Origin of the sequence: Brenneria alni (genome assembly GCF_003666245.1) — a bacterium.
Classification (GTDB): domain Bacteria; phylum Pseudomonadota; class Gammaproteobacteria; order Enterobacterales; family Enterobacteriaceae; genus Brenneria; species Brenneria alni.
The window spans coordinates 1-24902 of sequence record NZ_MJLZ01000052.1 but is presented as its reverse complement, the minus strand read 5'-3'; the positions used below and the strand labels follow the sequence as shown (position 1 = coordinate 24902).

General features: G+C 53.8%; 14 protein-coding genes and 1 pseudogene. 11 read left to right on the top strand and 4 right to left on the bottom strand.

The window, feature by feature from the left end; translation table 11 throughout:
- Positions 1–34: 34 nt before the first annotated feature.
- From hutW to fdhE, 7 genes are all read left to right on the top strand, one after another.
- Complete coding sequence (hutW, locus tag BIY29_RS17600) at positions 35–1348, top strand: heme anaerobic degradation radical SAM methyltransferase ChuW/HutW (protein ID WP_121576357.1); 1314 nt, start codon at positions 35–37, stop codon at positions 1346–1348.
- Between the two features lie 14 nt (positions 1349–1362).
- A complete protein-coding gene (gene hutX / locus BIY29_RS17595; RefSeq protein ID WP_240630194.1) occupies positions 1363–1857 on the top strand; it encodes a heme utilization cystosolic carrier protein HutX in 495 nt (164 codons plus the stop codon).
- The gene (locus tag BIY29_RS17590) at positions 1854–2483 is read left to right on the top strand and encodes an SDR family oxidoreductase (RefSeq protein ID WP_121576355.1); all 630 of its coding nucleotides are present in this window, start codon (positions 1854–1856) and stop codon (positions 2481–2483) included. The genes hutX and BIY29_RS17590 overlap by 4 nt, the downstream gene beginning before the upstream one ends.
- A gap of 584 nt (positions 2484–3067) precedes the next feature.
- Positions 3068–6115, top strand: coding sequence for a formate dehydrogenase-N subunit alpha (gene fdnG / locus BIY29_RS17580; RefSeq protein WP_121576354.1), 3048 nt, complete (start codon positions 3068–3070; stop codon positions 6113–6115).
- A gap of 12 nt (positions 6116–6127) precedes the next feature.
- Positions 6128–7048 (top strand): formate dehydrogenase subunit beta, encoded by a 921-nt coding sequence (gene fdxH / locus BIY29_RS17575; protein ID WP_121576353.1) that lies wholly within the window; start codon positions 6128–6130, stop codon positions 7046–7048.
- On the top strand, positions 7035–7670 hold the full coding sequence (gene fdoI, locus BIY29_RS17570; protein WP_121576352.1) for a formate dehydrogenase cytochrome b556 subunit: 636 nt from the start codon (positions 7035–7037) through the stop codon (positions 7668–7670). The genes fdxH and fdoI overlap by 14 nt, the downstream gene beginning before the upstream one ends.
- Positions 7670–8596 (top strand): formate dehydrogenase accessory protein FdhE, encoded by a 927-nt coding sequence (gene fdhE / locus BIY29_RS17565; protein ID WP_121576351.1) that lies wholly within the window; start codon positions 7670–7672, stop codon positions 8594–8596. The genes fdoI and fdhE overlap by 1 nt, the downstream gene beginning before the upstream one ends.
- A 261-nt stretch (positions 8597–8857) precedes the next feature.
- Here fdhE and BIY29_RS17560 read toward each other — a convergent pair whose 3' ends face one another.
- From BIY29_RS17560 to BIY29_RS20720, 3 genes and pseudogenes are all read right to left on the bottom strand, one after another.
- Positions 8858–10807, bottom strand: a complete 1950-nt coding sequence (locus BIY29_RS17560) for a methyl-accepting chemotaxis protein (RefSeq protein ID WP_121576350.1) — start codon at positions 10805–10807, stop codon at positions 8858–8860.
- 99 nt (positions 10808–10906) lie between these two features.
- Entirely contained in the window at positions 10907–11392 is a 486-nt protein-coding gene (locus tag BIY29_RS17555; protein WP_121576349.1) for a YehS family protein, read from the bottom strand.
- 114 nt (positions 11393–11506) lie between these two features.
- A pseudogene (locus tag BIY29_RS20720) lies at positions 11507–11675 on the bottom strand (aminotransferase class IV); the annotation flags it as partial.
- Positions 11676–11798: 123 nt separating this feature from the next.
- On the opposite strand from BIY29_RS20720, the gene dgoD reads away from it, so the two are divergent.
- The 4 genes from dgoD (at position 11799) to BIY29_RS17530 (ending at position 23840) form a co-directional block, all read left to right on the top strand.
- Positions 11799–12980: a galactonate dehydratase gene (gene dgoD, locus BIY29_RS17545; RefSeq protein WP_121576348.1), complete on the top strand. Its 1182-nt coding sequence runs from the start codon at positions 11799–11801 to the stop codon at positions 12978–12980.
- Between the two features lie 100 nt (positions 12981–13080).
- Positions 13081–13875, top strand: coding sequence for a hypothetical protein (locus tag BIY29_RS17540; protein WP_147437171.1), 795 nt, complete (start codon positions 13081–13083; stop codon positions 13873–13875).
- Positions 13876–14056: 181 nt separating this feature from the next.
- A complete protein-coding gene (lpxL, locus tag BIY29_RS17535; RefSeq protein ID WP_121576346.1) occupies positions 14057–14980 on the top strand; it encodes an LpxL/LpxP family Kdo(2)-lipid IV(A) lauroyl/palmitoleoyl acyltransferase in 924 nt (307 codons plus the stop codon).
- A gap of 265 nt (positions 14981–15245) precedes the next feature.
- The gene (locus tag BIY29_RS17530) at positions 15246–23840 is read left to right on the top strand and encodes a glycoside hydrolase family 94 protein (protein ID WP_121576345.1); all 8595 of its coding nucleotides are present in this window, start codon (positions 15246–15248) and stop codon (positions 23838–23840) included.
- 758 nt (positions 23841–24598) lie between these two features.
- Here BIY29_RS17530 and BIY29_RS21060 read toward each other — a convergent pair.
- A complete protein-coding gene (locus BIY29_RS21060) occupies positions 24599–24697 on the bottom strand; it encodes an ESPR domain-containing protein (RefSeq protein ID WP_121576343.1) in 99 nt (32 codons plus the stop codon).
- Between the last annotated feature and the right edge of the window lie 205 nt (positions 24698–24902).

Sequence of the window (24902 nt, the reverse complement as noted above, 5' to 3'; positions counted from 1 at the left end):
ATTCATTTCATTGCTATTGAAGGGATGGATATAAATGAACATAGATTTGACGCCCTATTATGCCCAGCCCGGCGAACAGCCGTTTGGCGCACGGCGCATGGCAATGCCCTGGCGCAACCATGTGCCGCTGGCGGCTGAACAGATCCCAGCCAACTGGCAAGCTTTAACGCAACAAAGGTTGCCTGCCCGCAAGCGTCTGTTGTATCTGCATATCCCTTTCTGCGCGACGCACTGTACCTTCTGCGGCTTCTATCAGAATAAATTGCGTGAAGACAGTACCGAAATCTATACCCGTTATTTGCTGCAAGAGCTGGCGATGGAAGCAGACAGCCCGCTTCATCAGTCAGCTCCCATTCATGCGGTGTATTTTGGCGGTGGTACGCCAACCGCGTTGGCAGCCAAAGAACTTGCGCAGATTATCAGCGCCATTCGCACGTCGCTGCCGTTGGCGCCTGATTGTGAAATTACTGTGGAAGGGCGTGCGCTGGATTTTGACGATGAGCGGATCAATGCCTGTCTGGATGCGGGGGCTAACCGCTTCTCCATCGGTATTCAAACCTTCGATAGCCGTATTCGTCAGCGGATGGCGCGGACCTCGGATAAACAGCAATCGATCCGTTTTCTGGAGCGCCTGTGTCAGCGCGATCGGGCTGCCGTAGTTTGTGATCTGATGTTCGGTCTGCCGGGGCAGACGCCGGAACTCTGGCGGGAGGATCTGAATATCGTCAGTAATCTGCCGCTGGACGGGGTCGATCTCTATGCGCTGAATTTGTTACCCACCACCCCACTGGCAAAAGCCGCCGAAAACCAGCGAGTTACCTTGCCAGATGTCACCGCCCGGCGTGATTTTTACCTTTCCGGCGCGGCATATCTGGCCGATGCTGGCTGGCATCAATTAAGCAACAGCCATTGGGCCAGAACCACCCGTGAACGTAATCTTTATAACCTGTTGATTAAACAGGGAGCTGACTGTCTGGCGATGGGCAGTGGGGCGGGCGGTAACCTCAACGGCCAATCCTATATGATGGAACGCAGTCTGGTGCGTTATTATCAGGTGCTCGATCAAGGACGAAAACCGATCATGATGATGACGCCCGCCAGCCCAACCGGCCCCTGGCAACACCAGCTTCAGGCCGGGATCGAAGTGGGGCGGATTAAATTACCGCTGCTTACCCGTCACGCCAATGCGCTTCAGCCGTTGCTCAGTCAGTGGCATCAGGCGGGATTGACCTGTGATGATTCTACCTGCCTGCGCTTAACTCACGATGGCCGCTTCTGGGCGAATAATCTGATGCAGGCATTACAACAAATCATTCCTCAGCTCAATGCCGAAGAACACGCTCACTAACCGGAGACATAACCATGACACTGAATGAATTATTGGCAACCGAGCCGGACGGCACGCTGGAAGATATTGCCAGTCAGTATGATACCTCTGTGTTCAATGTCGTTAAGGCACTGCCAGAAGCACAGCGCACGCTGGTTGGCGGGGAACGATTTGATCAGGTATGGGACGCGATTACCGGCTGGGGTGAAGTCACCTTAATCAGTCATACGGCGGATGCCATTCTGGAATTTAAAAGCGAGTTGCCGAGTGGCGCGCATCGCCACGGTTACTTTAACCTGCGTGGCAAAAATGGGTTAAGCGGGCATATCCGTGCGGTAAATTGTCAGCATATTGCTTTTATTGAGCGTAAGTTCATGGAAATGGACACAGCGTCTGTGGTGTTTTTTAATGCCGCCGGAGCTGCTATGTTTAAAGTCTTTCTCGGACGGGATAGCCATCGCCAGTTGTTAACCACACAGGTTGAGGCGTTCCGTACCTTAGCGGATGGGCTACAACCGGAGCAGGTATGACGTGGCTACTCTTTGGAGCAGGTCAGGGGGTTGGCGGCTGTTTGTTGCAGCGCGCCATTGAATGTGAGCAACCAATAGTGGTGGTTCTGCGTAATGCGGAACAGGCCGCTCAGTTACGGACACAGGGAATCACGGTTGTGCAGGGTGATGCCTGTGATGCCGATACCGTGGGCAAGGCCTGCCGGTTGGCAGGCAAGGATGCTATCGTCGTGTCGACTATGGGCGGCGGCGACGTGAATTATCAGGGCCACCGCGTGGTGATTGATGGCGCCGAGCAGGCGGGTATAAAGCGTATGCTGCTGGTGACGTCTATGGGCTGTGGTGAGCAATGGCCGCTGTTGTCGCCGCGTGCTAAAGCGGCCTTTGGTCTTGCGGTGCGGGAGAAGTCACTGGCGGAAAGCTGGTTGCAGTCCAGTTCACTGGATTACTGTATTGTTCGCCCCGGCGGGTTGCTGGATGTCGTCGCCACGCATAACGCACAACTTACGCAGGGCAATGCCGTGCTGGGGCTGGTTTCTCGTCAGGATGTGGCGCTGACCGTCGATCGATTACTTCAGCAGCCGGTATTTGGTAACCAAATCTACAGCTTGGTCGATCCCGACCTCGAACTGCCTCTTATGCCGTAACCTCTGTTGTTCTGTTGATGCCCGTAACGAGATGTCGGCAGAACACGGTTTTATGCTAATAATGAAGCCAGGATGCGTCAGCCAGGGTTTGATGTTGACCAGATGATGCAGCTGTCTGATGAACTGCTCTGGGCAAGGCAAATTTTGCTGGATTTTGTTCAGCGCCATGCCGTTCGATAGCAGTATCAGCCGTATCAATAGCTTGCCCACATTTACCGCACTGTTTCGAATTAAAAACACGTTACGGCCCTGAATTATTAATTGGGCCTTATTTATTCGTGCCAGCAAATAAAATAAACCCTTCAGTTATTATATATAAAAATATATATCGATGTTTTATAACGTCATGAGAATGATTATTACTTTCATTTACCCCGGTAAATTTGGCGACAAATCAAGCATAAAAACGCTGGTTTTGTGATGGGATTGTTATTGTTTGGATAAACATTTGAGGTTTTATTTTTCCGTAGCATAATACCTATTGTTAATGTGGTTTTGGGTCGTCTAACGATTGTTTTATTCCTTCCTATAAAAAAAATACAAGTTTCATTTACTTGTAAGCAATGTGGTACAAGGAGCTTTCCATGCAGGTCAGCAGACGGCAATTCTTTAGAATTTGTGCGGGTGGCATGGCCGGAACCACGGTCACCGCTCTGGGTTTTTCTCCAGCGGTCGTATTGGCTGAAACCCGGCAATATAAATTACTGCGTGCTAAAGAAACACGTAACAACTGCACTTATTGTTCCGTTGGGTGCGGTATTTTAATGTATAGCCTGGGAGATGGCGCTAAAAACGCCAAACCCTCCATTTTTCACATTGAAGGGGATCCGGACCATCCGGTGAGCCGTGGTTCATTGTGCCCGAAAGGGGCCGGGCTGATTGATTATATCCACAGCGATCAGCGGCTTAAATATCCTGAATATCGTGCACCGGGGTCGGACAAATGGGAGCGTATCAGTTGGTCTGATGCGTTTGATCGCATTGCCCGGTTAATGAAAGATGACCGTGATGCCAATTTTATTGAGAAGAATAATGCAGGCGTGACGGTGAACCGCTGGCTGACGACAGGGATGCTTTGCTCGTCGGCTGCCAGTAATGAAACCGGGATGTTGGATCACCGTTTTACTCGTGCTCTGGGGATGCTGGGGATTGATACCCAGGCTCGTCTGTGCCATGCCCCCAGCGTGTCAGCCCTGGCGCCGACGTTTGGCCGCGGGGCAATGACCAATAACTGGGTTGATATTAAAAACGCCAATGTGGTGCTGGTGATGGGCGGCAACCCGGCGGAAGCGCATCCAGTTGGTTTTAAATGGGCGGTGGAAGCCAAAATCAAAAATGGCGCCAAGCTGATTGTGGTCGATCCGCGTTTCAATCGTACCGCGTCGGTTGCCGATCTCTATGCGCCCATCCGGGCGGGTTCAGACATCACTTTCCTGCTGGGGGTGATTCAGTATCTGCTCAGTAACAATAAGGTACAGATGGAATACGTGAAGTCCTATACCAATGCCGGCCTGCTGGTACGTGAGGACTACACCTTTGATGACGGTATTTTCAGCGGGTACGATCCGCAGGCGCGTAAATATGATCGCACCTCCTGGCAGTATGAACTGGATGAAAATGGCTTTGCCAAACGCGATACCACGTTGAGCCATCCCCGATGCGTGTGGAATCAGCTAAAGCAGCATGTCAGCCGCTATACGCCGGACGTCGTCACCAGTATCTGCGGCACGCCGAAAGAAGATTTTCTGACCATCTGTAAAATTCTGGCCTCAACCTGCGTACCGGACAAAACCGCCACCTTTTTGTATGCGCTGGGTTGGACGCAGCACACCACCGGTTCTCAGATGATTCGTACCGCCGGGATGATCCAACTGCTGCTGGGAAATATTGGTATGGCGGGGGGCGGCATCAACGCGCTGCGCGGACACTCCAATATTCAGGGTTATACCGACCTCGGTCTGCTCTCTTTACGGCTGCCGGGCTATATGGATTTACCGTCGGAAAAACAGGCCACCCTGCAAGACTATTTAAACCAGACTACGCCTAAAGCCCTGCTGCCCGATCAGGTCAATTATTGGAAGAACACCCCCAAATTCTTTATCAGCATGATGAAGAGTTTCTATGGCGATAACGCACGCAAAGAGAATGACTGGGGATTCGACTGGTTGCCCAAGTGGGATCAAAGTTATGACGCGCTGCACTACACGCAGATGATGATTGAAGGCAAGGTGAACGGCTATATCGCTCAGGGCTTTAACCCGATAGCCGCATTTGCTGATTCCAATAAAGCCCGTGACGCCCTGAAAAAACTAAAATTTCTGGTCATTATCGATCCGCTGGCAACGGAAACCTCTAATTTCTGGCAAAACCACGGCGAACTCAACGATGTGGATAGCGCCAGTGTTCAAACGGAAGTGTTCCGCCTGCCATCGAGCTGCTTTGCCGAGGAAAATGGTTCGATTGTTAATTCAGGGCGCTGGTTGCAATGGCACTTCAAAGGCGCGGAGCCACCGGCGGAAGCGCTGCACGACGGTGTGATCCTGGCCGGGATTTTCCTGCGCCTGCGGGAAATGTACGCCAAAGAGGGCGGCGCCAATCCTGAGCCGGTGCTCAATATGGCGTGGAATTATCTCAATCCTGAAGATCCGTCGCCTGAAGAGGTGGCAAAAGAGGGAAACGGCTATGCGCTGGCGGATATTTATGACGATCAGGGCAATCTGGTGCTGAAAAAAGGGCAACTGCTGTCTGATTTTTCACAACTGCGTGATGACGGCACCACCGCCAGTTTCTGCTGGGTTTACACCGGCTGCTGGACCGAACAGGGTAATCAGATGGCCCGGCGGGATAATGCCGATCCGTCCGGGTTGGGCAGCACATTGGGCTGGGCCTGGGCCTGGCCGCAAAACCGCCGCATTTTGTACAACCGCGCCTCTGCCGATGAGCAGGGAAAACCGTGGGACCCCAAACGTGAGCTGCTCCACTGGGACGGTCAGCGCTGGCAAGGGATTGATGTTCCCGACTACGGCAATGCCGCGCCGGGCAGCGGTGTGGGGCCTTTTATTTTGCAGGCGGAAGGGATGGGACGCCTGTTCGGCATCGATAAGCTGACCGACGGCCCTTTTCCTGAGCACTACGAACCGGTTGAATCGCCGCTGGAGAAAAGTCCGCTGCACCAAAAAACACGCTTTAACCCGGCAGCCCGGTTGTATGAAGCCGATCGGCTACGTTTGGGCGTGGCGGCTGAATTCCCCTATGTCGCCACCACCTACTCGATTACCGAGCTGTTTCGTCACTGGACCAAACATGCGCGGCTGAATGCGATTGTCCAGCCGGAGCAGTTTGTCGAAATCGGCGAGGCGCTGGCCGAGCAGAAAGGCATCCATGCGGGCGATATGGTGAAAATCAGCAGTAAACGCGGTTATATCAAAGCCAAAGCCGTGGTCACGAAGCGTATCCGCACGCTGACGATTGAAGGCCGCCCGGTGGAAACCATCGGCGTGCCTTGTCATTGGGGATTTGAAGGCACCACACAGCAAGGGTTTATGGCTAACACCCTGACGCCGCATGTCGGTGATGCCAATACCCAAACGCCGGAATATAAGGCGTTTCTGGTTAATGTGGAAAAGGCGTAGCGGAGAAAGATTATGGCCATGCAATCACAAGATATTATCCGGCGTTCCGCCACCAACGCGCTGACGCCGCCGCCACAGGCCCGCGACCATCAGCAGCAAGTGGCCAAACTGATTGACGTTACCACCTGTATTGGCTGTAAAGCCTGTCAGGTCGCCTGTTCCGAATGGAACGATATCCGCGATGAGGTGGGGCATAATGTCGGCGTGTATGATAACCCGACTGACCTGACCGCCAAATCCTGGACGGTAATGCGTTTTTCGGAAGTGGAAGAGAAGGGCAAACTGGAGTGGCTGATCCGTAAGGACGGCTGTATGCACTGTGCCGATCCGGGCTGCCTGAAAGCCTGTCCGGCGGAAGGGGCGATCATTCAATACGCCAACGGCATCGTCGATTTCCAGTCCGAGCACTGTATTGGCTGCGGCTACTGCATTGCGGGCTGTCCGTTTGACGTGCCGCGGATGAATAAGCAAGACAACCGTGTCTACAAATGCACGCTGTGCGTCGATCGGGTGGTGGTGGGCCAGGAGCCGGCTTGCGTCAAAACCTGCCCGACCGGGGCCATTCATTTCGGCACCAAAGAGGCGATGAAAGATCTGGCGGCGGAGCGTGTTATCGATCTCAACAGCCGTGGTTATGACAACGCCGGGCTGTACGATCCGGCTGGAGTTGGCGGAACGCACGTGATGTATGTCTTGCACCATGCGGATAAGCCCCAGCTTTATCACGGTCTGCCGGATAACCCCACAATCAGCCCGACGGTGACTTTCTGGAAAGGGATTTGGAAACCCCTGGCGGCGATTGGTTTTGCCGCCACCTTTGCCGCCAGCGTATTCCACTATGTTGGCATCGGCCCGAATCGCGTAGAAGAAGACGACAACGAAGCGGCAACGGATGAGGCGCATCACGAGGAAAAGCAACATGAAAAAGAGTAATCGGATTTTGCGCTACAGCGCGCCGGAGCGCATTAATCACTGGATTGTGGCTTTCTGTTTCGTGTTTGCCGCCATCAGTGGGTTAGGTTTTTTCTTCCCGTCGCTTAACTGGATGATGAATATATTTGGTACGCCGCAACTGGCGCGCATTCTGCATCCGTTTGTCGGTGTGGTGATGTTTGCGGCTTTTCTGCTGATGTTTTTTCGCTACTGGAAACACAACCTGATCAACCGTGATGATATTGAATGGGCGAAAAATATTCATAAGATCGCCAGCAATCAGGAAGTCGGTGACACTGGCAGGTATAATTTCGGTCAGAAGTGTGTGTTCTGGCTGGCGATTATCAGCCTCTTATTACTGCTGGCGAGCGGAATTGTTATGTGGCGGCCCTATTTTGCCGACGCATTCCCGATCCCGATTATTCGTCTGGCCTTGCTGGTGCATTCGCTGGCGGCGGTGGGGCTTATCCTCGTTATCATGGTGCATGTTTATGCCGCGCTATGGGTGAAGGGAACCATTACCGCTATGGTGGAAGGGTGGGTATCCGCTGCCTGGGCGAAGAAGCATCATCCGCGCTGGTATCGTGAGCTACAGCGTAAACAACAGGAAAAACAACCCTGATGAGTATCCGTATTGTCCCTCAGGAACAGTTAGAACGTAATGAAAAATCGACCTCGGTGGGGAATATTCCACCGTTGCTTTTTGCTAATTTGAAAAGTTTATACCGCAGCCGTGCCGAGCGTCTGCGGCAGTTGGCGCAGGATCATCCGCTGGGCGATTACCTGACGTTCGCGGCAAGCGTGGTGGAAGCGCAGCGTAAAGTGCTGCATGACCATCCGTTACAGCGGGATCTGACAGAAATATTAAAACAGGCCGGTACTCGTCCGCCGCTGGATATCGAGCGGTTTCCCCGTGATGCGCACTGGCATACCTTGCTGTGGGCGTTGATTGAAGAACTTAAGCCTGAAGCCAGCGGACAAGTGTTGGCGACGCTGGAAAATCTGGAAAAGTCGTCGGCGCAAGAGCTGGAGACCCTGGCGACCGCGCTGTTCAGGCATGAGTTCAGCGTGGAAAACAACGACAAAGCTCCGTTTATCTGGGCGGCGCTGTCGCTATTCTGGGCGCAGATGGCCAGCCAAATTCCCGGTAAGGCACGGGCGGAGCCGGGCGAGCACCGTCAGTTTTGCCCGGTATGCGGTAGTATGCCGGTATCCGGCGTTGTGCAATTAGGGGCCAGCAGTGGGCTGCGTTACCTGCACTGTAACCTGTGTGAAAGCGAGTGGCACATGGTGCGGGTGAAATGCAGCAACTGCGAAGAGTCAGGCGATCTGAACTACTGGTCGCTGGACAGCGAAAATGCGGCCATCAAAGCGGAAAGCTGCGGCCACTGCGGCACCTATCTGAAAATTCTGTATCAGGAAAAAGATCACCGTATTGAGGCGGTGGCCGACGATCTGGCGTCGCTAGTGCTGGATGTGAAGATGGAAGAAGAAGGGTTTTCCCGTAGCAGCATTAACCCGTTCCTGTTCCCGCAAAGCGCGGGTTGATTCCGATGGTGAGCAACTCGCGGCTCAACTGGATTACGCCGCCGCCGCTGAACGCGGCTATCAATTGGTGGATTCGCGTAATCGGGAAGGATCGGTGCCTATCTGAATGTGCTGGATGCGCGGCGAACACGCTACAGCGCCTGGCAGACGCTGATAAGTATCGAACAGATACGACTGACCAATCAGGTGACGTTATATAACGTGCTGGACGCCGGGGTGAGCCGAGCCTCAGACAGTGGTCAAGTCTGTTGTATTACGCAGCTAAGATGATGTCAGCCGTTGCAGAGTGGTCAACTGTTCCACCGCATCATGCATGGCGTCCATACCTTTGGCCGCTTCTTTCATTCGGCCCATGTTGGTTGTCAAATTGTGACGTTCCTGACTGGTTTCCGTACTCATGGCGGCAATCTGGTCGGCGGCTGAGATGCTCTGGTTGGCCATATCCTGTGTGGTGTTGACGGTTTGTGAGGCCACGTTGCGGATACGTTCAATAGTTTCGACGGCGGAACGGATATTGTTTCGGGTGGCATCGGCCTGATCTTTTGACGACCGGGCTAGGCGGCGCACTTCGTCCGCCACTACGGCAAAACCGCGCCCCGCCTCGCCAGCTCGTGCCGCTTCCACTGCGGCATTGAGCGCCAGCAGATTGGTCTGATCGGCAATCGCGCTGATGCCGACGGTGATCTGCCTAATGCCGAGGGAAATCTGCTCCAGTTGATTAAGTTCGTGTTCCAGATGTCCCTGCGCGGTGCGGGTCTGCGCGGCGGCTTCACTGATGGCGCGAATGCTGGATTCCGCCACGTCCAGAGTTTCGGTCTGACGTGTGGTGGCGTGTTCGAGCTGGGGTAAGGCGGTCAGCAGCGGATTGAGTTCTTCCTGATAGGCCACCACCCGCTCGATGACGCCGGACTGGATACCGTGCATCGCTTCCCAGCGGCGCAGCGCCCGCTGTGCATAGTGACCGGCATAGGCCGCATATTCGATGGGGAAATGGGTCATGGCCTTAACGTCATGGTCGAAAAACGCCAGCGCAGACAACGTTTGATTGATGGGTACGCCGAAAATTTCACCAAAACTGGAAAAACCGGCGGCGGGTACGCTATCAAAGAAACTGGCTTGCCCCAGGCTGTCGGCGTTATTCATTCTGCGCAGCACACAGTCGTTCAGCAGCAGTCCGGTAGGTTTGCCTTTATCTGCCAGAAACTGCTGCCAGTCATGCCGGGTGGCGGCAACAAAATCCGTTGCCTGTAACAGATACAGGCGGTCGCCGAATTCCAGATCACAGAAGAAGGTTATTCTGTCAGCCTGAATGGCGGCAACCGAACGAATGAAATATTCATTATCAACTTTTACCCCAAAGGTTTTCCCCTCAAGGTGTTTGGCGATCTGGCTCGGTTTACAGTGCAGGTAGTCAGACAGGACATTGACTATCGGTTGGGGGCGTCCGTTGGCATCGAATACCGATTTGACGGTGCGAGCCACCGGATCAGCTTCGGCAACCAGCCAACTCTGTGCAGTCGGCGCAAAGTTCTGGCTCTTGAAAGGGGCAAAGGATTTCCCTTCCGCCATCTGGCAAAACACCAGTACCGCCTTGCCTTGCAACACCCCGTTGTGGTTGCCGATATAGGTGGCGCTGAAATCGAGTTTTCCGCCAGCCGAGCCGCCAATGGTCATGCAGGGGAAACGGCCGCTGGCGTACCACGCCTGCATCAGAAACCCTTCGGAGGCTGACAGTCCGTCGCAGTAGATCATGGCGAACGTCCGATCGGCGGAAAGCGGCAGGTTGACGTTAAGCCGTTCCAACTCCTGACGAATCGCCGAGACTCGCTGGCTGGCGGTCGCTTTTCCTGATACGTGCAGATCGATCACGTGTACTTCATGGCGGGCGATCAAGGTTTGCGGCAACCATAACCAACTGCCCTGACTGCCTGCCATGTCGCAATAGGTTGTTGTCTGTGGGCGGCTGCACAGTGCGCCGGTTGACGAAAGGGTAATAACCGTCAGATTGCGATCCGAGAATTGCTGCCAGGCGTTATTGACGTTGGTAAAGTCAGCATCGGGAGGAACGAACGCAAACAGCAACCCTGATTTGTCGGAAATTCCGAGAGTGTTCAATGAGGCAGGTAATGCTTCGCAGCTATAGACGCCACTGGCGGGCGAGTTATGACCAAAAATACTTGCTCCTGCACGGAAAGACGACAAAATCCCCATAGTAGTTCCTTCTGTTCAATTGAATCATGGATAAAGCGAATCATTGAATAAAAACAGTTTAATCCCTGACTTTCTCCCTGTATGAGTGTCGGGTCACGTTTATCCGCACGGTGCGGTGGGGCGGATATCGCGTAGCCGAACCGCTAATCCCTTAAGGAAATAACGCAGTACCTGATCGCCGCACACCCGGTAGTTTTTGTGCTCTGGCGCACGCAGCATAGCGGTCAGTTCAGGTTGTGAGAGCCGGAAATCCTGCGACTGGAGTAACTCCTGAATATCGGTGGTTTTCAGCGCAAACGCCACGCGCAGCTTTTTCAGGATGATATTATTGGTGATTTTACGTTCAACTTTCGGCGCCGGGCGACTGTCATCTTTGCCTCGCTGATGGATAATCAGGCCGTCGAGAAATATCCCCATCAGGATATCCGGGCAAGGCTGGTAGCCTTCTTCCTCTTCTTTTTTGACAAAACCGGCGATTTGCTGCGGTGTTACGCGGGTGTCCATCAACGCCAGAATGCCGATCAATTGTTCATTATTCAAATTCAGCATGTAGCGTATGCTACGTAATACATCATTATTTATCATTACCGGATTTTCCCGCCATATATAACCGTTATGTCCGGGTAGTATAAAGCGATCTGCCGTAAGGATCTCAGCGTTAACGATGAATTTTTATGGCAGGCATGACGGGCAAGCGTAATAGGTTGAAGTAAACAGCGTCAGTGCGCGCTGCTTTGCTGCGGTATCCACCACTTTGTACTCCGCCACGCAGACGAGGGTTGAACCGCCGAGGATAAAACGTTAGGGGTACGCTTTTTTCCCCTCGGATGACCATCAGGCGGATATGCGCGTCATCTTCTATGCCGCTATTTTGTAACCCCGCTGGCCGCCACTCAGTTTCACTTGTGGAACAATTATTCATCGCTTAATAATAAGGTATCGCATTATCTGATGCGGGAGAGCGGTTTAGCGATGAGGAAAGTAGTGACCAATGAAAATTACTGATGTACGGGCAATTTTGGCTAATCGGTATCTGTTTGTCGAAATTACCACCGATGAGGGGCTTAAGGGAATTGGCGAATCCGGCGCCTGGGGATTTCTTGATGCATCGAAGGGCGCGATAGAGGCGCTGCGCACTTACCTTATTGGTCAGGATCCTTTGCGTATAGAGCATCATTGGCAATATATGTACCGCTGCTGGCATTTTCGCGGCGCAGCAATCATGGGGGCTATCAGCGCAATTGATATTGCACTGTGGGATATCGCCGGTAAGCACTATGGCGCGCCAGTGTACAATTTACTGGGAGGGCGCTGCCGGGATAAGGTGCGTGTTTACGCCCATGCTGGCGGAAAAACTACCGAAGAAACCATTGAAAATCTTAAACAGGCGAAGGCCAAAGGATTTACCGCCATTGGTCATCTGTCGCCGTTTCTCGACCAATCGCGTGATACCCCTTATTTCAATACCCACGCCAGGGAAATGGCGGAGGCGATTGAAAGGATAGGCGCCTATCGTGATGCGGTGGGGAATTCGGTGGATTTATGCATTGAAATACATCGGCGCTTGAAGCCAGCGGATGCGGTGGTATTTGCCAGGGGAATAGAGGCTTTTTATCCCTATTTTATTGAAGATCCGATCGGTGCCGATAATTTTGACTCAATGGCTGGCGTTGCGGATAAAATTAACATTCCTATCGCCACCGGCGAGCGGTTAAATAATCCGCAGGAATTCGCGATGCTGATTAAACGCAATGCGGTTGCTTATGTCCGCCCTGATGTTTGCATGTGCGGCGGCATTACCGGAACAAAAAAAATCGCGGCGCTGGCAGAAGCGCACGATCTGATGGTGGTGCCGCATAATCCACTCAGCCCGGTTTCCACCGCGGCCTGTTTGCAGATAGCCGTCAGTATTCCGAACTTTGCCTTGTTGGAATATCCCGGAGACGATCAGCCTGCGCTGTCGGAAAAATTTGGCGCCGCCGGGGTGGAGAATGGCGTGCTGAAAAAGGATATGGTGAAAAGCACCTTCCAGTGCGTTGACGGATTTATTGAAATTCCGCTGGCTGCCGGTATAGGCATTGAGCTGGCTGATAATCTGGAAGATCGTTTCCCCTACCGTCGCCGGGGTCTAAAAACACGCCTGCACGTTGATGGTTCAGTGGTGGATCAATAAACGTCTTTGGTCAGTGCGCATCATAACGATGTGCATTGACGTTATTACCACTCCGTCGCTAAAAGCCCGGCTTTGCATAAATAATCAAGGGGATGCCGTATTGGACATATTTGCCATCAAACTGGCGGTTACGCCCGTTCTGATGCTCATCGTTTCGTTGACGGTAAGAAAGTGGGGCGGTTTCGCCGGTGGGGTTCTCTCCGGTATGCCGCTGACCTCCGGCCCGGTCGCCATCTTTCTGGCTGTTGAACAGGGGCCGCATTTTGCCGCTCAGGCCGCCTCCGGCGCATTATCAGGACTGGGGTCGGTATTGCTCACGTACCTGTTCTATCTTGTCATAACCCGCTCGCTTTCTATCCCTGTGGCGTGTGTCGGTTCGCTATTTTTCTTTGGCATTATCTCCTGGCTGTTTCTGGTTGCAGGATCGCCGGAGGCCGCGATTATTGCCAGTTTAGCGGTGATAATGATTATTCTCCGGTTAACCGGCAACGGAAAAAGAGCGATAAAAACATCGGCAATACCATTCTGGGATATTCCGTTGCGTATGCTGACGGCAACCGCGATGCTATTCGCTATTACCACTTCGGCGCACATCCTCGGCCCCCAAATAAGCGGCATTCTTTCTCCTTTACCGGTCATTGCCTGGCCGCTGACAATATTTGCACATGTTCAGGGAGGAAGAGGTGAAATGGCCGCAGTGATGCGTGGTAACGCCGTCAGCGCAACGGGGGTTATCATATTCTATGTCGTGATCGGGGAATTGATTCTCCGGGCCGGGCTTTTAACCACGTTTGTCGTGGCTTTTGCGGCTTCCGTGCTGGTCACGTCCCTGCTGGCCGTGGGAATGCGGCGTTTGGCGAGATACGGTGCGGCGGATCGCCATCAAAATGGGTAATGGCCGGAAAGTTTAAATTTGAATTAACCCACCGGAATGAAGTCTAATTTAAACCAGAAGAAAGAACGCTCTCTCAGGTTGGTGTGCGGTTGCGGCTTATGCGCAACACGACTGTATAAATGTATGTTATGGAATTATCGCTGTTAAAGGCCACTAACCGATCATTAGAGATAAATGCCTTATGCTTAATCGTTGGAGATCTTTTTTACGCTATGCCCATCCCAGACACTGGTTATTGTGGTCTGGCCTGGGGGTCTTGTTTCTTCTGGTTCAGTTGCCTTATCCCGTGCTGGTTATGTTTGGCGGTTGGTTAGGGCGGCTGTCGATGCGTTTTCTTAAAAGACGTGTGACGATCACCCGGCGCAATCTGCAACTCTGCTTTCCTGATGCCGACGCGCAACAAATCGATGCCAGAGTCACCGCTAATTTCTCCTCCCTCGGCATAGGATTGCTGGAGACGGGGATGGCGTGGTTTTGGTCCGACAGGCGGATAAAAAAGTGGATTGAGGTTGTCGGGCTGGAGCATTTGCACGCGGCGGAAGATAAACAGCACGGGGTTATTGTTATTGGCGTACATTTTATGACGCTCGAATTACATTTTCGTATTCTGGGCCACTGCAAGCCAATGACAGTGATGTATCGGCCTCATAACAGCAGAATAATGAATCTGGTGGAAAAATGGGGGCGTTCAAGATCGGGGAATGCGCTGGTCAGCAGGAAAAAACTGGTCGGCATGGTGCATACATTAAAACGCGGCGGAGTCGTCTGGTTTGCCCCCGATCAGGACAACGGCCCCAAAGGCAGCATATTCGTGCCATTTTTTGGCGTAGACCGGACGGCGACCACCAACGGAACCTTTATTATCGCTAAACTGGCCAGGCCTGAATTGGTCTCCGCTGTCGTGATCCGTAAACCCAATGGACAGGGATATCAATTGATCATCTCTTCCGGGCTGAAAAATTTTCCCTATGATGACAGTCTGGCCGCCGCCAACTATATCAACCGGGTTATTGAGGACGAAATCATGAAAGCTCCTGACCAATATCTTTGGCTGCACCGACGTTTTAAAACCCGTCCGGCAGGTGAGCAGTCTGTGTATATTTAATCTATTTCATCGTTAAATGCCTTTAATATTATGTGGTTATAAGTAACTCCCCCTCTTGCTGCAGGGTCATGTTTAATCACCTGTCATTTTATGGACTACACTTACCTCTTTCTCTGCCTTTCTTAATGCCTGCTCCTGACATTAACGGATCATGCATTTTCCCTGTTAAATGCCGACATTCCTGTGCCAATAAGGTCTGCCAGCTTTCTGGATGTTAGTTTCAATACCGCCTGCGCGGATCTTTCGTTCAGGCTAAAAGGCGATTATGAAATTATTCCCACGAGCGTTTATGTTTTTGCGTAAATCTTCATCACCACCCTGGAATGATATTCTGCCGGTCAGGGGGGAGCTGTTTGGTATGGAACGCCTGGAGCAGCACGGACGCACGCTTGCCGCCGCGCAGCCCGTGACCCTGTCGCCACCCGCCGTTATGTCTTTACAGCATCGTCTGAATGATAATGCAAAAGTGTTATTGGCCGCTTATCGCGCCAGCGCCGCCGAACTGGAAAAAGGCGGCAGTGTGGTTCCGGCTGCAGAGTGGTTACTGGACAACTATCATCTGGTTGCGGCGCAGATTCGTGAAATCCGTGAAGATCTTCCCCCGCGCTATTACCAACAGTTGCCTAAATTATCGCAAGGCCCTTTTGTGGGGTATCCGCGGGTATTTGGCCTGGTATGGGCGTTTATTGCTCACACGGACAGCCATGTCGATCCTGAGGCGTTACGCCGTTTCATTATGGCATATCAAGGGGTACAGCCTCTGACGATAGGGGAATTGTGGGCGGTCGCCATTACCTTGCGTATTGTACTGATAGAAAATTTGCGCCGTCTGGCCGATCAGATGACCGCCGGACGTTTGGCTCGTGCGGAAGCTGAACTGGCAGCGAATAACCTGTTACACGCGGTTGATGGACAAGCCGCATTGGCGAAGGAGATTGCCCGGCATAACGATGCGCCGCTATCCGAGACGTTCGCGGCGCAGTTGGTGAAGCGTTTGCGCGATCAGGATCCCCGGACAACACCGGCGCTGGGGTGGCTGGAACAGCGTCTGAAGCAGCAGGGCAGCTCGATGGACGAGGTGGTGCAAAACGCGCAGCAGCGCCTGGGCATATCTAACGTCACCGTGCGCAATGTTATTACCAGTATGCGGTTGATTTCCGATATTGACTGGGCGACGTTTTTTGAAAGCGTCAGTCTGGTGGATGCGCGTTTGCGAGCGGGCAGTGCGTTCGCCCAGATGGATTTTACCACCCGCAACCTCTACCGCAGCGCCATCGAACAACTGGCGCGCCAGGCGCCCTGTACCGAACTGGATATTGCCGAAAAAGCGCTATTAATGGCGCAAAGCGTGCCTGATTCGTTATCTCCCGATAACCCTGACGACCGCAGGCGTGAACCAGGATATTACCTGATTGCGGAAGGGCGGCCACAGCTTGAAGCGCTGATTGGATTTCGGCCCGAACTATTACTGCGTTTTAACCGCTTTACGCTGCGTGTGGGCATGGCGGGCTATCTGGGCGCCATTGGATTTTTCACCGCGTTGTTGCTCGCCGGTGCGCTATTGGTGTTGTCATCTTCTGCTGTTGCCACCGCCTGGCTGATATTTTTTGGCGTTATCTGCCTGATCCCGTTTTCTGAAGTTGCCACCGCCTGGGTTAACCGGCTGGTGGCCTGGCTGTTTGGCGCCGCGCCGCTGGCCGGACTGGAACTGCTGCAAGGCGTACCGACAGATTGTCGCACGATGGTGGTGATACCCACCTTACTCACCAGCGAACAGGATATTCTGCAACAGGTAGAACAACTGGAAGTCCACTATTTGTCCAGCGGTCAGGGTGACATGACCTTTGCCTTGCTGACCGATGGCGTGGATGCCGATACTGAAATCCTCGCTGGCGATCGGCACCTGTTGACGCAGGCCTCTCTTGCGATAGAGCAGTTGAATCAGCGTTATGGCGCAGGGCCTGCCGGCGATCGCTTTTTATTGTTGCACCGCAGAAGGCTGTTCAATCCCAGCGAAAACGTATGGATGGGCTGGGAGCGTAAACGGGGAAAACTGCATGAGCTTAACCGCTTGTTACGTGGCGCCACCGATACCAGTTTTGTCCCGGTTGACCGGCTTGCGGTTCGTGTCCCGCCCGATGTTCGCTATGTGATTACGCTGGATGGGGATACCCGTTTACCCCGAGACGCGGCCTTAAAACTGATTGGTAAAATGGCGCATCCGCTTAACCAGCCGCGCTGGGATACCAGCGGGCAGCGAATTATCGCCGGTTATGCCATTTTGCAACCCCGGATCACTCCCTCCCTGCCGGCGGGGCATGAAGGCTCGCTGTATCAGCGTATTTTCTCCGCGCCAGGGGGCATCAACCCCTATGAAGCGGCGGTGTCCGATGTGTATCAGGATCTGTTTGGCGCAGGCTCCTACACCGGAAAAGGGATCTACGATGTGGATGCCTTTGAACGGGCATTACAAGGGCGCATTCCTGAAAATAGCCTGTTGAGCCATGATCTGTTTGAAGGAATTTATGCCCGATCGGGACTGGCTTCGGATGTCGAACTGGTGGAGGCGTTTCCTTCCCGCTACGACGTTGTCGTCAAGCGGCAACATCGCTGGACGCGTGGCGACTGGCAACTGCTGCCGTGGATCCTGGGGCTGGCGCGTACGGATTCCGGCAAGGCGGCATGGTTATCGGCGGTAGGGCGCTGGAAAATGATCGACAATTTACGCCGCTCGCTGTTAGCGCCCAGTCTGTTGTTGATGCTGTTTTTTTGCGCGGCACTGCCATTGTCGCTGGCATGGAAAGGCTTTGTCATGGTGCTGCTGGTACTGGCGTTTCCAGCCTGCCTGCCCGCCTTGTGGGATGCCATTTCCCGTTGCTGGCGGGGGCTGACGGGGCAGCAGCCGTTCAATCAAAGCCAGCCTTTCAGGCACCTGTTCAGCGATCTCAAACTGGCCTTTATGCAGGTGTTTCTGTTACTGGCGTTTCTGGCTGATCATAGCTGGCAGGCGCTGGATGCTCTCATTCGTACACTGGTGCGGTTGACCATCACCCGGCGGCACCTGCTGGAGTGGACGACAGCCGCGCAGTCCGGGCGTCGTCCGCGGCCAACGCTGGCGGGCTTTTATTTTCAGATGGCAGGCGGCCTGCTGCTGAGTGTGGCGGTGGTGGGCGGTTCGCTGCTGGTATCGCCCTGGAATTGGCCGTTGTGGTTACCGCTTGCGTTGTTGTGGTTGGCGGCGCCGGCATTGGCACTGTGGGTCAGTCGGGAACGTGCCATTACGCCGCAGGAAAATATTGATGAGGCTGACAAACGCTCACTGAGATTAACCGCCCGGCGCACCTGGCGTTTTTTTGAAACCTTTGTCACCGAACATGAACACTACCTGCCGCCGGATAATTTTCAGGAGCAGCCTAAACCGGTGATTGCTCACCGAACCTCGCCTACCAATATCGGCCTGTATTTACTCTCCACGGTGGCGGCGCGGGATTTCGGCTGGATCGGCATGGTGAATGTGATCGAACGGCTGGAAGCGACATTAACGACAATGGATCGGTTACAGCGCTTTAAAGGCCACTTTCTTAACTGGTATGACACACGGGATCTGCAAACGCTGCTGCCGGCTTATGTCTCCTCGGTGGATAGCGGAAACCTGGCGGGTAACCTGATCGTATTGGCGAATACCTGCGAGTTATGGCTGGAAGAGAACTGGGCGCAGGATATTCGTCAACCCCTGGCCGACCATATTCAGTTGATTCGTGAGTCGTTGTTTCTGCGCCGGGAAACGCAGGGCGAGTCATCTTTGCTGCGGCGGCTGGGGAAAATTGACGCGTTGCTGAACAGTAACCTGCCGCATGAACGCCTGTTATCGGAGTCGGTGCAGCAAGTCGATCTGCTATTACAGCGCACTTATGCGCTGTTGCCGTGTGCTGATGAAGAACCCATCCCCGAACCTCTTTTCTGGATGAACGCCACCCGGTTCATGTTGGCGGCGCATGAGAGCGAACATGCCTGTTCAGATGCCGAACGCCAGTCACTGAATGTGCGTTTGCAGGATCTGGCTGCTCGCTCACGCAAGATGGCGCTGGACATGGATTTTGCGTTTCTTATCGATCCTGAACGTAAGCTGCTGTCGATCGGCTATTTAATGTCGGAAAATCAGCTTGATGTCAGCTGTTATGACCTGCTGGCTTCCGAAGCCCGATTAGCCAGCCTGTTTGCCATTGCCAAAGGCGATGCCGGTACTCGTCACTGGTTCCGTCTGGGGCGTGCGGCGGTGGTTACTGGCCGGGGGGCGGCGCTGATGTCGTGGTCTGGCTCGATGTTCGAATACCTGATGCCGTCGCTGGTGATGCGTGCGCCGCTGGGGAGTTTGCTGGAGCAGACGACCCGTCTGGTTGTTGCTCATCAGCAAGCCTACGGACGTACCTTATCGGTTCCGTGGGGAATTTCCGAGTCGGCCTATAACGCCCGCGATATCGATTTCACCTATCAGTATTCCAATTTTGGCGTTCCAGGTTTAGGACTGAAACGGGGTTTGGCGGATAATCTGGTGGTGGCGCCCTATGCCACCGGGTTGGCCACCATGATTGATCCGCTGGCCGCCTGCCGAAATTATGAGCGTCTGGCGGGGATGGGCGCTTTGGGCCTTTATGGTTTCTATGAAGCGCTCGATTTTACCCCTTCACGCCTGCCGGATAATAAAAAGGTGGCCATTGTTTACAGTTTTATGGCGCACCATCAGGGAATGACGCTGGTGGCCATTGCCAACACCTTGCATGATGGCAATATGCGCAGCCGTTTCCACCGTGAGCCAATGATTCAGTCATGTGAGCTACTGTTGCAGGAAAGCCTGCCTGCGCATGTAGCCATCGCTGAACCGCAACCTGATGACGTGAAAGCCAGCAGCGGGGAAAGCCGCAATGAAACCGCCACGTTGCGGCATTTTTCGGCAACGCCGACCGGCGCGCCGATCACCCATTTGCTGTCTAACGGTCGTTATGCCGTGATGCTGACCACCACCGGTTCCGGCTATAGCCGCTGGCGTGAATTAGCGGTTACGCGCTGGCAGGAAGATACCACCAGAGATAGTTGGGGCAGTTTCGTGCTGTTGCGCGATATGCGCAGTGGCCGCATCTGGTCTGCCGGTGAACAAATTCAGTTAAGCGAGTCGGCGGGCAATCTTCCTGAGTCATCCAATATTATCAGCAGCAAAATCGGCGTGCCGATGCATCGTTATGATGTGGTTTTCGGTGAAGATCATGCCTCTTTTGTGCGCCATGAACGGACACTGACTACCCGGCTTGATGTGTTGGTGTCCGGGGAGAGCGATGGTGAAGTCCGGCGGGTAACGCTGACCAACAGCGGGCGGCGGCGGCGTGATATTGAGCTGACGTCCTATGCGGAAATTGTGCTGGCGCCCCCCGCCGCCGACAGTGCGCATACCGCGTTTTCCCGCATGTTTGTGCAGACGGAATATCTGGACGAATTCTCTACCTTGATCGCCACCCGCCGACCCAGAGCGCCGGATGAACAGCCGGTCTGGGCGGCGCATTTTGTGGTGCTGGAAGGGGTTATCGGCAGCAAGATGCAGTATGAGTCAGACCGCGCCCGTTTTATTGGTCATGGCAACTCCGTTATGACGGCGGATGCCATTTTAGGCCATCAGGCGTTGTCCAACACGACCGGTACTGTGCTTGATCCTATCTTTTCACTGCGTCAGCAGGTGCGTATTCCTGCGGGTAAAACGATTCGTCTGGCGTTTTGGACCGTGGTCGCCGCTTCCCGTGATGAACTGATTGCCGTGATTGATAAACACCACGATCGCAGTGCTTATGAGCGTGATAAGACCTTTGCCTGGACGCAGGCTCAGGTGCAGTTGCGCCATCTTGGCGTGAAGGCCGAAGAAGCCGCGGATTTTCAACGCCTGGCGGCGCCGGTGCTCTATGCCGATCCGCGTTTCCGGGCGCCGTCTGAATCGATAGTGAATGGCGCCGGGGTGCAGTCCGGTCTGTGGTCGATGTCCATTTCTGGCGATCTGCCGATCGTGCTGTTGCGCATTGATGATATTGACGACATGGCGCAGGTTCACCAGTTGCTAAGGGCGCATGAATACTGGCGTCTGAAACTGCTGAATGTGGATCTGGTGATCGTTAACGAACGGTCATCCTCCTATATTCAGGATTTACAGATCGCCATCGAGACGGCGATCCGCAGCAGCCAGTCGAGGCCGCGTTTGGGTGGGGCGTCAACGCGCGGCGAGGTTTTTGCGCTGCGTGCTGATTTAATGTCGACAGAATCCAGAGCGCTGTTGTTATCGATCGCCCGGGTATCGCTGATTGCCCGCCGGGGGCCGCTCTCTCATCAACTGGCGCTGATCCCTCACTCTCCTCCTCAGCCGCCCCTGCCGCACACGCTGAAACCCAGTGTGCCAGACCGGATGCCGCGGCCAGAGGCGCTTGAGTTTTTTAACGGTATCGGCGGGTTTGCCCGTCAGGGCCGGGAATATGTCACGGTGCTGGATGCTGAACATAGAACGCCCGCTCCGTGGATTAATGTTATCGCCAACCCAACATTCGGGTTTCAGGCGTCGGCACAGGGCAGTGGTTACACCTGGGCGGAGAACAGCCGCGAAAATCAGCTCACGCCCTGGGTAAATGATGCCGTTGTTGATCCCGGTGGAGAGGCGCTGTACGTCCATGATGATGTCAGCGGCGTGCTGTGGACGCCGACGGCGTGGCCGATCAATGACGGTGGGTGTTACATTGCCCGACACGGTTTTGGTTATAGCCGGTTTACTCATCATGCCAATGGTATCGAGCTGACGTTATTACAGTTCGTTCCCCTGGCCGATCCGATAAAAATATCCCGCCTGCGATTGCGTAATACCTCAATGCAAACACGTCAACTGACGATCACCGGCTATGCCGAATGGGTGCTGGGCACGTCACGCAGCGGCAGCGCCCCCTATCTGTTAAGCCGGGTGGATTCGCAAACGGGCGCAATGCTGGTGAGCAACCCCTGGTCGGGCAGTTTTCCTGGGCGGGTCGCTTTTGCCGATTTGTCCGGCAGTCAGTCGTCGTTCACCGCCGACAGAACGGAATTTCTGGGGCGCAACGGGCATATGCGTGCGCCAGCCTCGTTGGTCAACGGCGCCAAACTATCAGGGAACACGGCGGCTGGGTACGATCCCTGTAGCGCCTTGCAGACACACGTCAGTATCGCTCATAACGAGGAGGTGGAGATCGTCTGGCTTATTGGGCAGGGTGCGGCGGTCGAACAGGCCAGAAACCTGATTGAGAAATATCGGGAGCTAGACCTGGATCAAGTGTTGAGCGAAGTTGAAGCGCATTGGGACGCGGTAACCGGCGCGATACAGGTCACCACGCCAGACCGAGCGATGGATATTATGCTCAATGGCTGGCTGCTCTATCAGACCTTGTCATGCCGTATTCAGGCGCGTTGCGGTTTTTATCAGGCCAGCGGCGCGTATGGCTTCCGCGATCAGTTGCAGGATGGTATGGCGTTAACCTTTTCCCGTCCCCAGGAGACACGAAGCCATCTGTTGCGGGCCGCGGGCCGACAGTTTGCCGAAGGGGATGTTCAGCACTGGTGGTTGCCACACTCCGGCGCCGGGGTAAGAACGCATATCTCTGACGATCGCGTTTGGCTGGCCTTTGCGACGGCGACCTATGTGCAGGTCAGCCAGGATTATGCTGTGCTGGATGAGCAGATCGGATTTTTGGAAGGGCCGCCTGTCGCGCCGGGTGAGCATGACGCCTTCTTCCAGCCCATGCCGTCAGCGGAATCCGCCTCGCTGTTTGAACACTGCGCCCGTGGTTTGGATCAGTGCCTGCTGCTGACCGGCGCCAACGGGCTACCCCTTATCGGCGGGGGAGACTGGAACGACGGCATGAACCGCGTTGGCGAAGGCGGTAAAGGCGAGAGCGTCTGGCTTGGCTGGCTGCTTATTCGCACCATTGCGATCTTTGCCCCGTTGGCCGATTCCCGTGACGAGAAGCGGGCCATGCGCTGGCGTTTTCATGCTGAGTCGGTACGGCTCGCCATTGAAAATGCGGCGTGGGATGGCGCCTGGTATCGTCGCGCTACTTTTGATGATGGCACCTGGCTTGGCAGCCATACCAATGACGAGTGCGCCATTGATTCGATTGCCCAGTCATGGGCGGTGCTTTCCGGCGCCGCCGATCCTGAACGTGCGGCGACGGCAATGGCGTCTCTGGAGGAACACTTGATTCGCCGACAGGACGGTCTGGCGTTGTTGTTTACCCCGCCGTTTGACCGCACCGCCCACGATCCCGGTTATATCAAGGGTTATCCGCCCGGACTACGTGAAAATGGCGGGCAATACACCCATGCCGCGATGTGGTCGGTGCTGGCTTTTGCTCAATTGGGGAACGGCAATAAGGCCGGAGAACTGTTTGCCTTGCTTAACCCGATTAATCATGGCTCGACGCCGGAGCAGGTTTCCCGTTACCGGGTGGAGCCTTATGTCATTGCCGCTGATGTGTATTCTGTGGCCCCGCATACCGGGCGCGGCGGCTGGACTTGGTATACCGGTTCGGCCGGGTGGATGCACCGGTCGGGCATCGAGGGTATTCTCGGCATCCGCCGGGAAGGTAATTTGCTGCTGCTCAGTCCGTGTATCCCGGATTACTGGCCTGGTTTTGAGGCAAAAATCACGCTGGGGGAATGCCATTATCTTATTCATGTGGTGAATGAGAATCACCGATGCCGGGGTATTTCACAGGCGACACTGGACGATGAGGTAATACCTATCAATGAACAAAAGGTGCAAATTGAATTAGCGAAAGGGGAGCATCATATCAGGCTGACGTTATGACTGCGGTCTGCGTACCCGGTTGCCGACGATACGGGAACTCAGGGTAATCTACGGCTTACATATCGCACCTGACTATCGTTTATCGATACGTTTTTCGCTCCCGACTGGAAGGTACGTCATTTCCTTCGGGGGCCACTTGCCAGCTTCCCTTTTGGTAGAGGGGAATTAAATTTTATATATCAGGTGGTTAAATCCTCCTCTGTGAAGGGGAGGGCGGGAGTAAACCAGAACGCTTGTCATCAACCTTAGGATGTAACTCTGTTTATTCTTTTTTATCAATGTTAAGCGCTGAAATCACATCTGGAGAGAAAAAGCTCACCTGTAGCGCATATTTTTTCCCCATGATGTCCCCATTTCCCAGCCAGTTGATGCCATTGTAAGTTAGCAACGCCCCCGACTGATCGCGTGAAAAGGTATATCCGCCATCCGTCTTGAAGTTATAGTCGCCCTGATTGAGTGAAATAAGTTTATATCCTTTGGCCGATGGGGAATAAAGCGATTGCACCCGTTTTAGATAGTGTGGCGCGAGGGCGGAAAATTTTTTCTTCACCTCGACGGTATAGGCTTCTAATGACAATCCCGGTTGTTCTTCCAGCGTAGCGGCAATCAAGGCAAAATATTCCGCGTTGCTGCGAGCAATAGACGTTTTCACCGCCAGCACCGACATCAGCTTGTCATTATTGATGACGTTGTCATAAACGGTTTTCTTCTGTTTTTTTTCTTTAATTTCCTGCGGCGTTTTTACCGTGATCTCTTCGCTATCCTGATTTGGATTTCTTCTTTCTGCCTGATAATTCAGATACGGCAGTCCAGGTATTAGTGGCAACATTCCAGATAACCAAATAAATTTTATTCATAATTTTTTTTTGGCACAGGCCAACCTCCGATAATTCAGAGAGCAGAACTCACTGGGATTACCTTGAATAAGGATAGTTAGTTAAAAAATTGGAAAATTAAATAAAATTTAAATGGCTGTGTGTAGACGATCCTCCTCACGCGATAGAAATGCAGCAAGAACGCCGCCACGCTTTATATGCGCGGATTGCATTTCTTATGCTGAAA

Excerpts from the sequence above, each read along its gene's own strand:
- BIY29_RS17555 (WP_121576349.1), bottom strand. The coding sequence starts at position 11,392 with ATGATAAATAATGATGTATTACGTAGCATACGCTACATGCTGAATTTG.
- hutX (WP_240630194.1), top strand. The coding sequence starts at position 1,363 with ATGACACTGAATGAATTATTGGCAACCGAGCCGGACGGCACGCTGGAA.
- BIY29_RS21060 (WP_121576343.1), bottom strand. The coding sequence starts at position 24,697 with ATGAATAAAATTTATTTGGTTATCTGGAATGTTGCCACTAATACCTGG.
- fdoI (WP_121576352.1), top strand. The coding sequence starts at position 7,035 with ATGAAAAAGAGTAATCGGATTTTGCGCTACAGCGCGCCGGAGCGCATT.
- dgoD (WP_121576348.1), top strand. The coding sequence starts at position 11,799 with ATGAAAATTACTGATGTACGGGCAATTTTGGCTAATCGGTATCTGTTT.
- fdhE (WP_121576351.1), top strand. The coding sequence starts at position 7,670 with ATGAGTATCCGTATTGTCCCTCAGGAACAGTTAGAACGTAATGAAAAA.
- fdxH (WP_121576353.1), top strand. The coding sequence starts at position 6,128 with ATGGCCATGCAATCACAAGATATTATCCGGCGTTCCGCCACCAACGCG.
- lpxL (WP_121576346.1), top strand. The coding sequence starts at position 14,057 with ATGCTTAATCGTTGGAGATCTTTTTTACGCTATGCCCATCCCAGACAC.
- BIY29_RS17590 (WP_121576355.1), top strand. The coding sequence starts at position 1,854 with ATGACGTGGCTACTCTTTGGAGCAGGTCAGGGGGTTGGCGGCTGTTTG.
- fdnG (WP_121576354.1), top strand. The coding sequence starts at position 3,068 with ATGCAGGTCAGCAGACGGCAATTCTTTAGAATTTGTGCGGGTGGCATG.
- BIY29_RS17560 (WP_121576350.1), bottom strand. The coding sequence starts at position 10,807 with ATGGGGATTTTGTCGTCTTTCCGTGCAGGAGCAAGTATTTTTGGTCAT.
- BIY29_RS17530 (WP_121576345.1), top strand. The coding sequence starts at position 15,246 with ATGAAATTATTCCCACGAGCGTTTATGTTTTTGCGTAAATCTTCATCA.
- hutW (WP_121576357.1), top strand. The coding sequence starts at position 35 with ATGAACATAGATTTGACGCCCTATTATGCCCAGCCCGGCGAACAGCCG.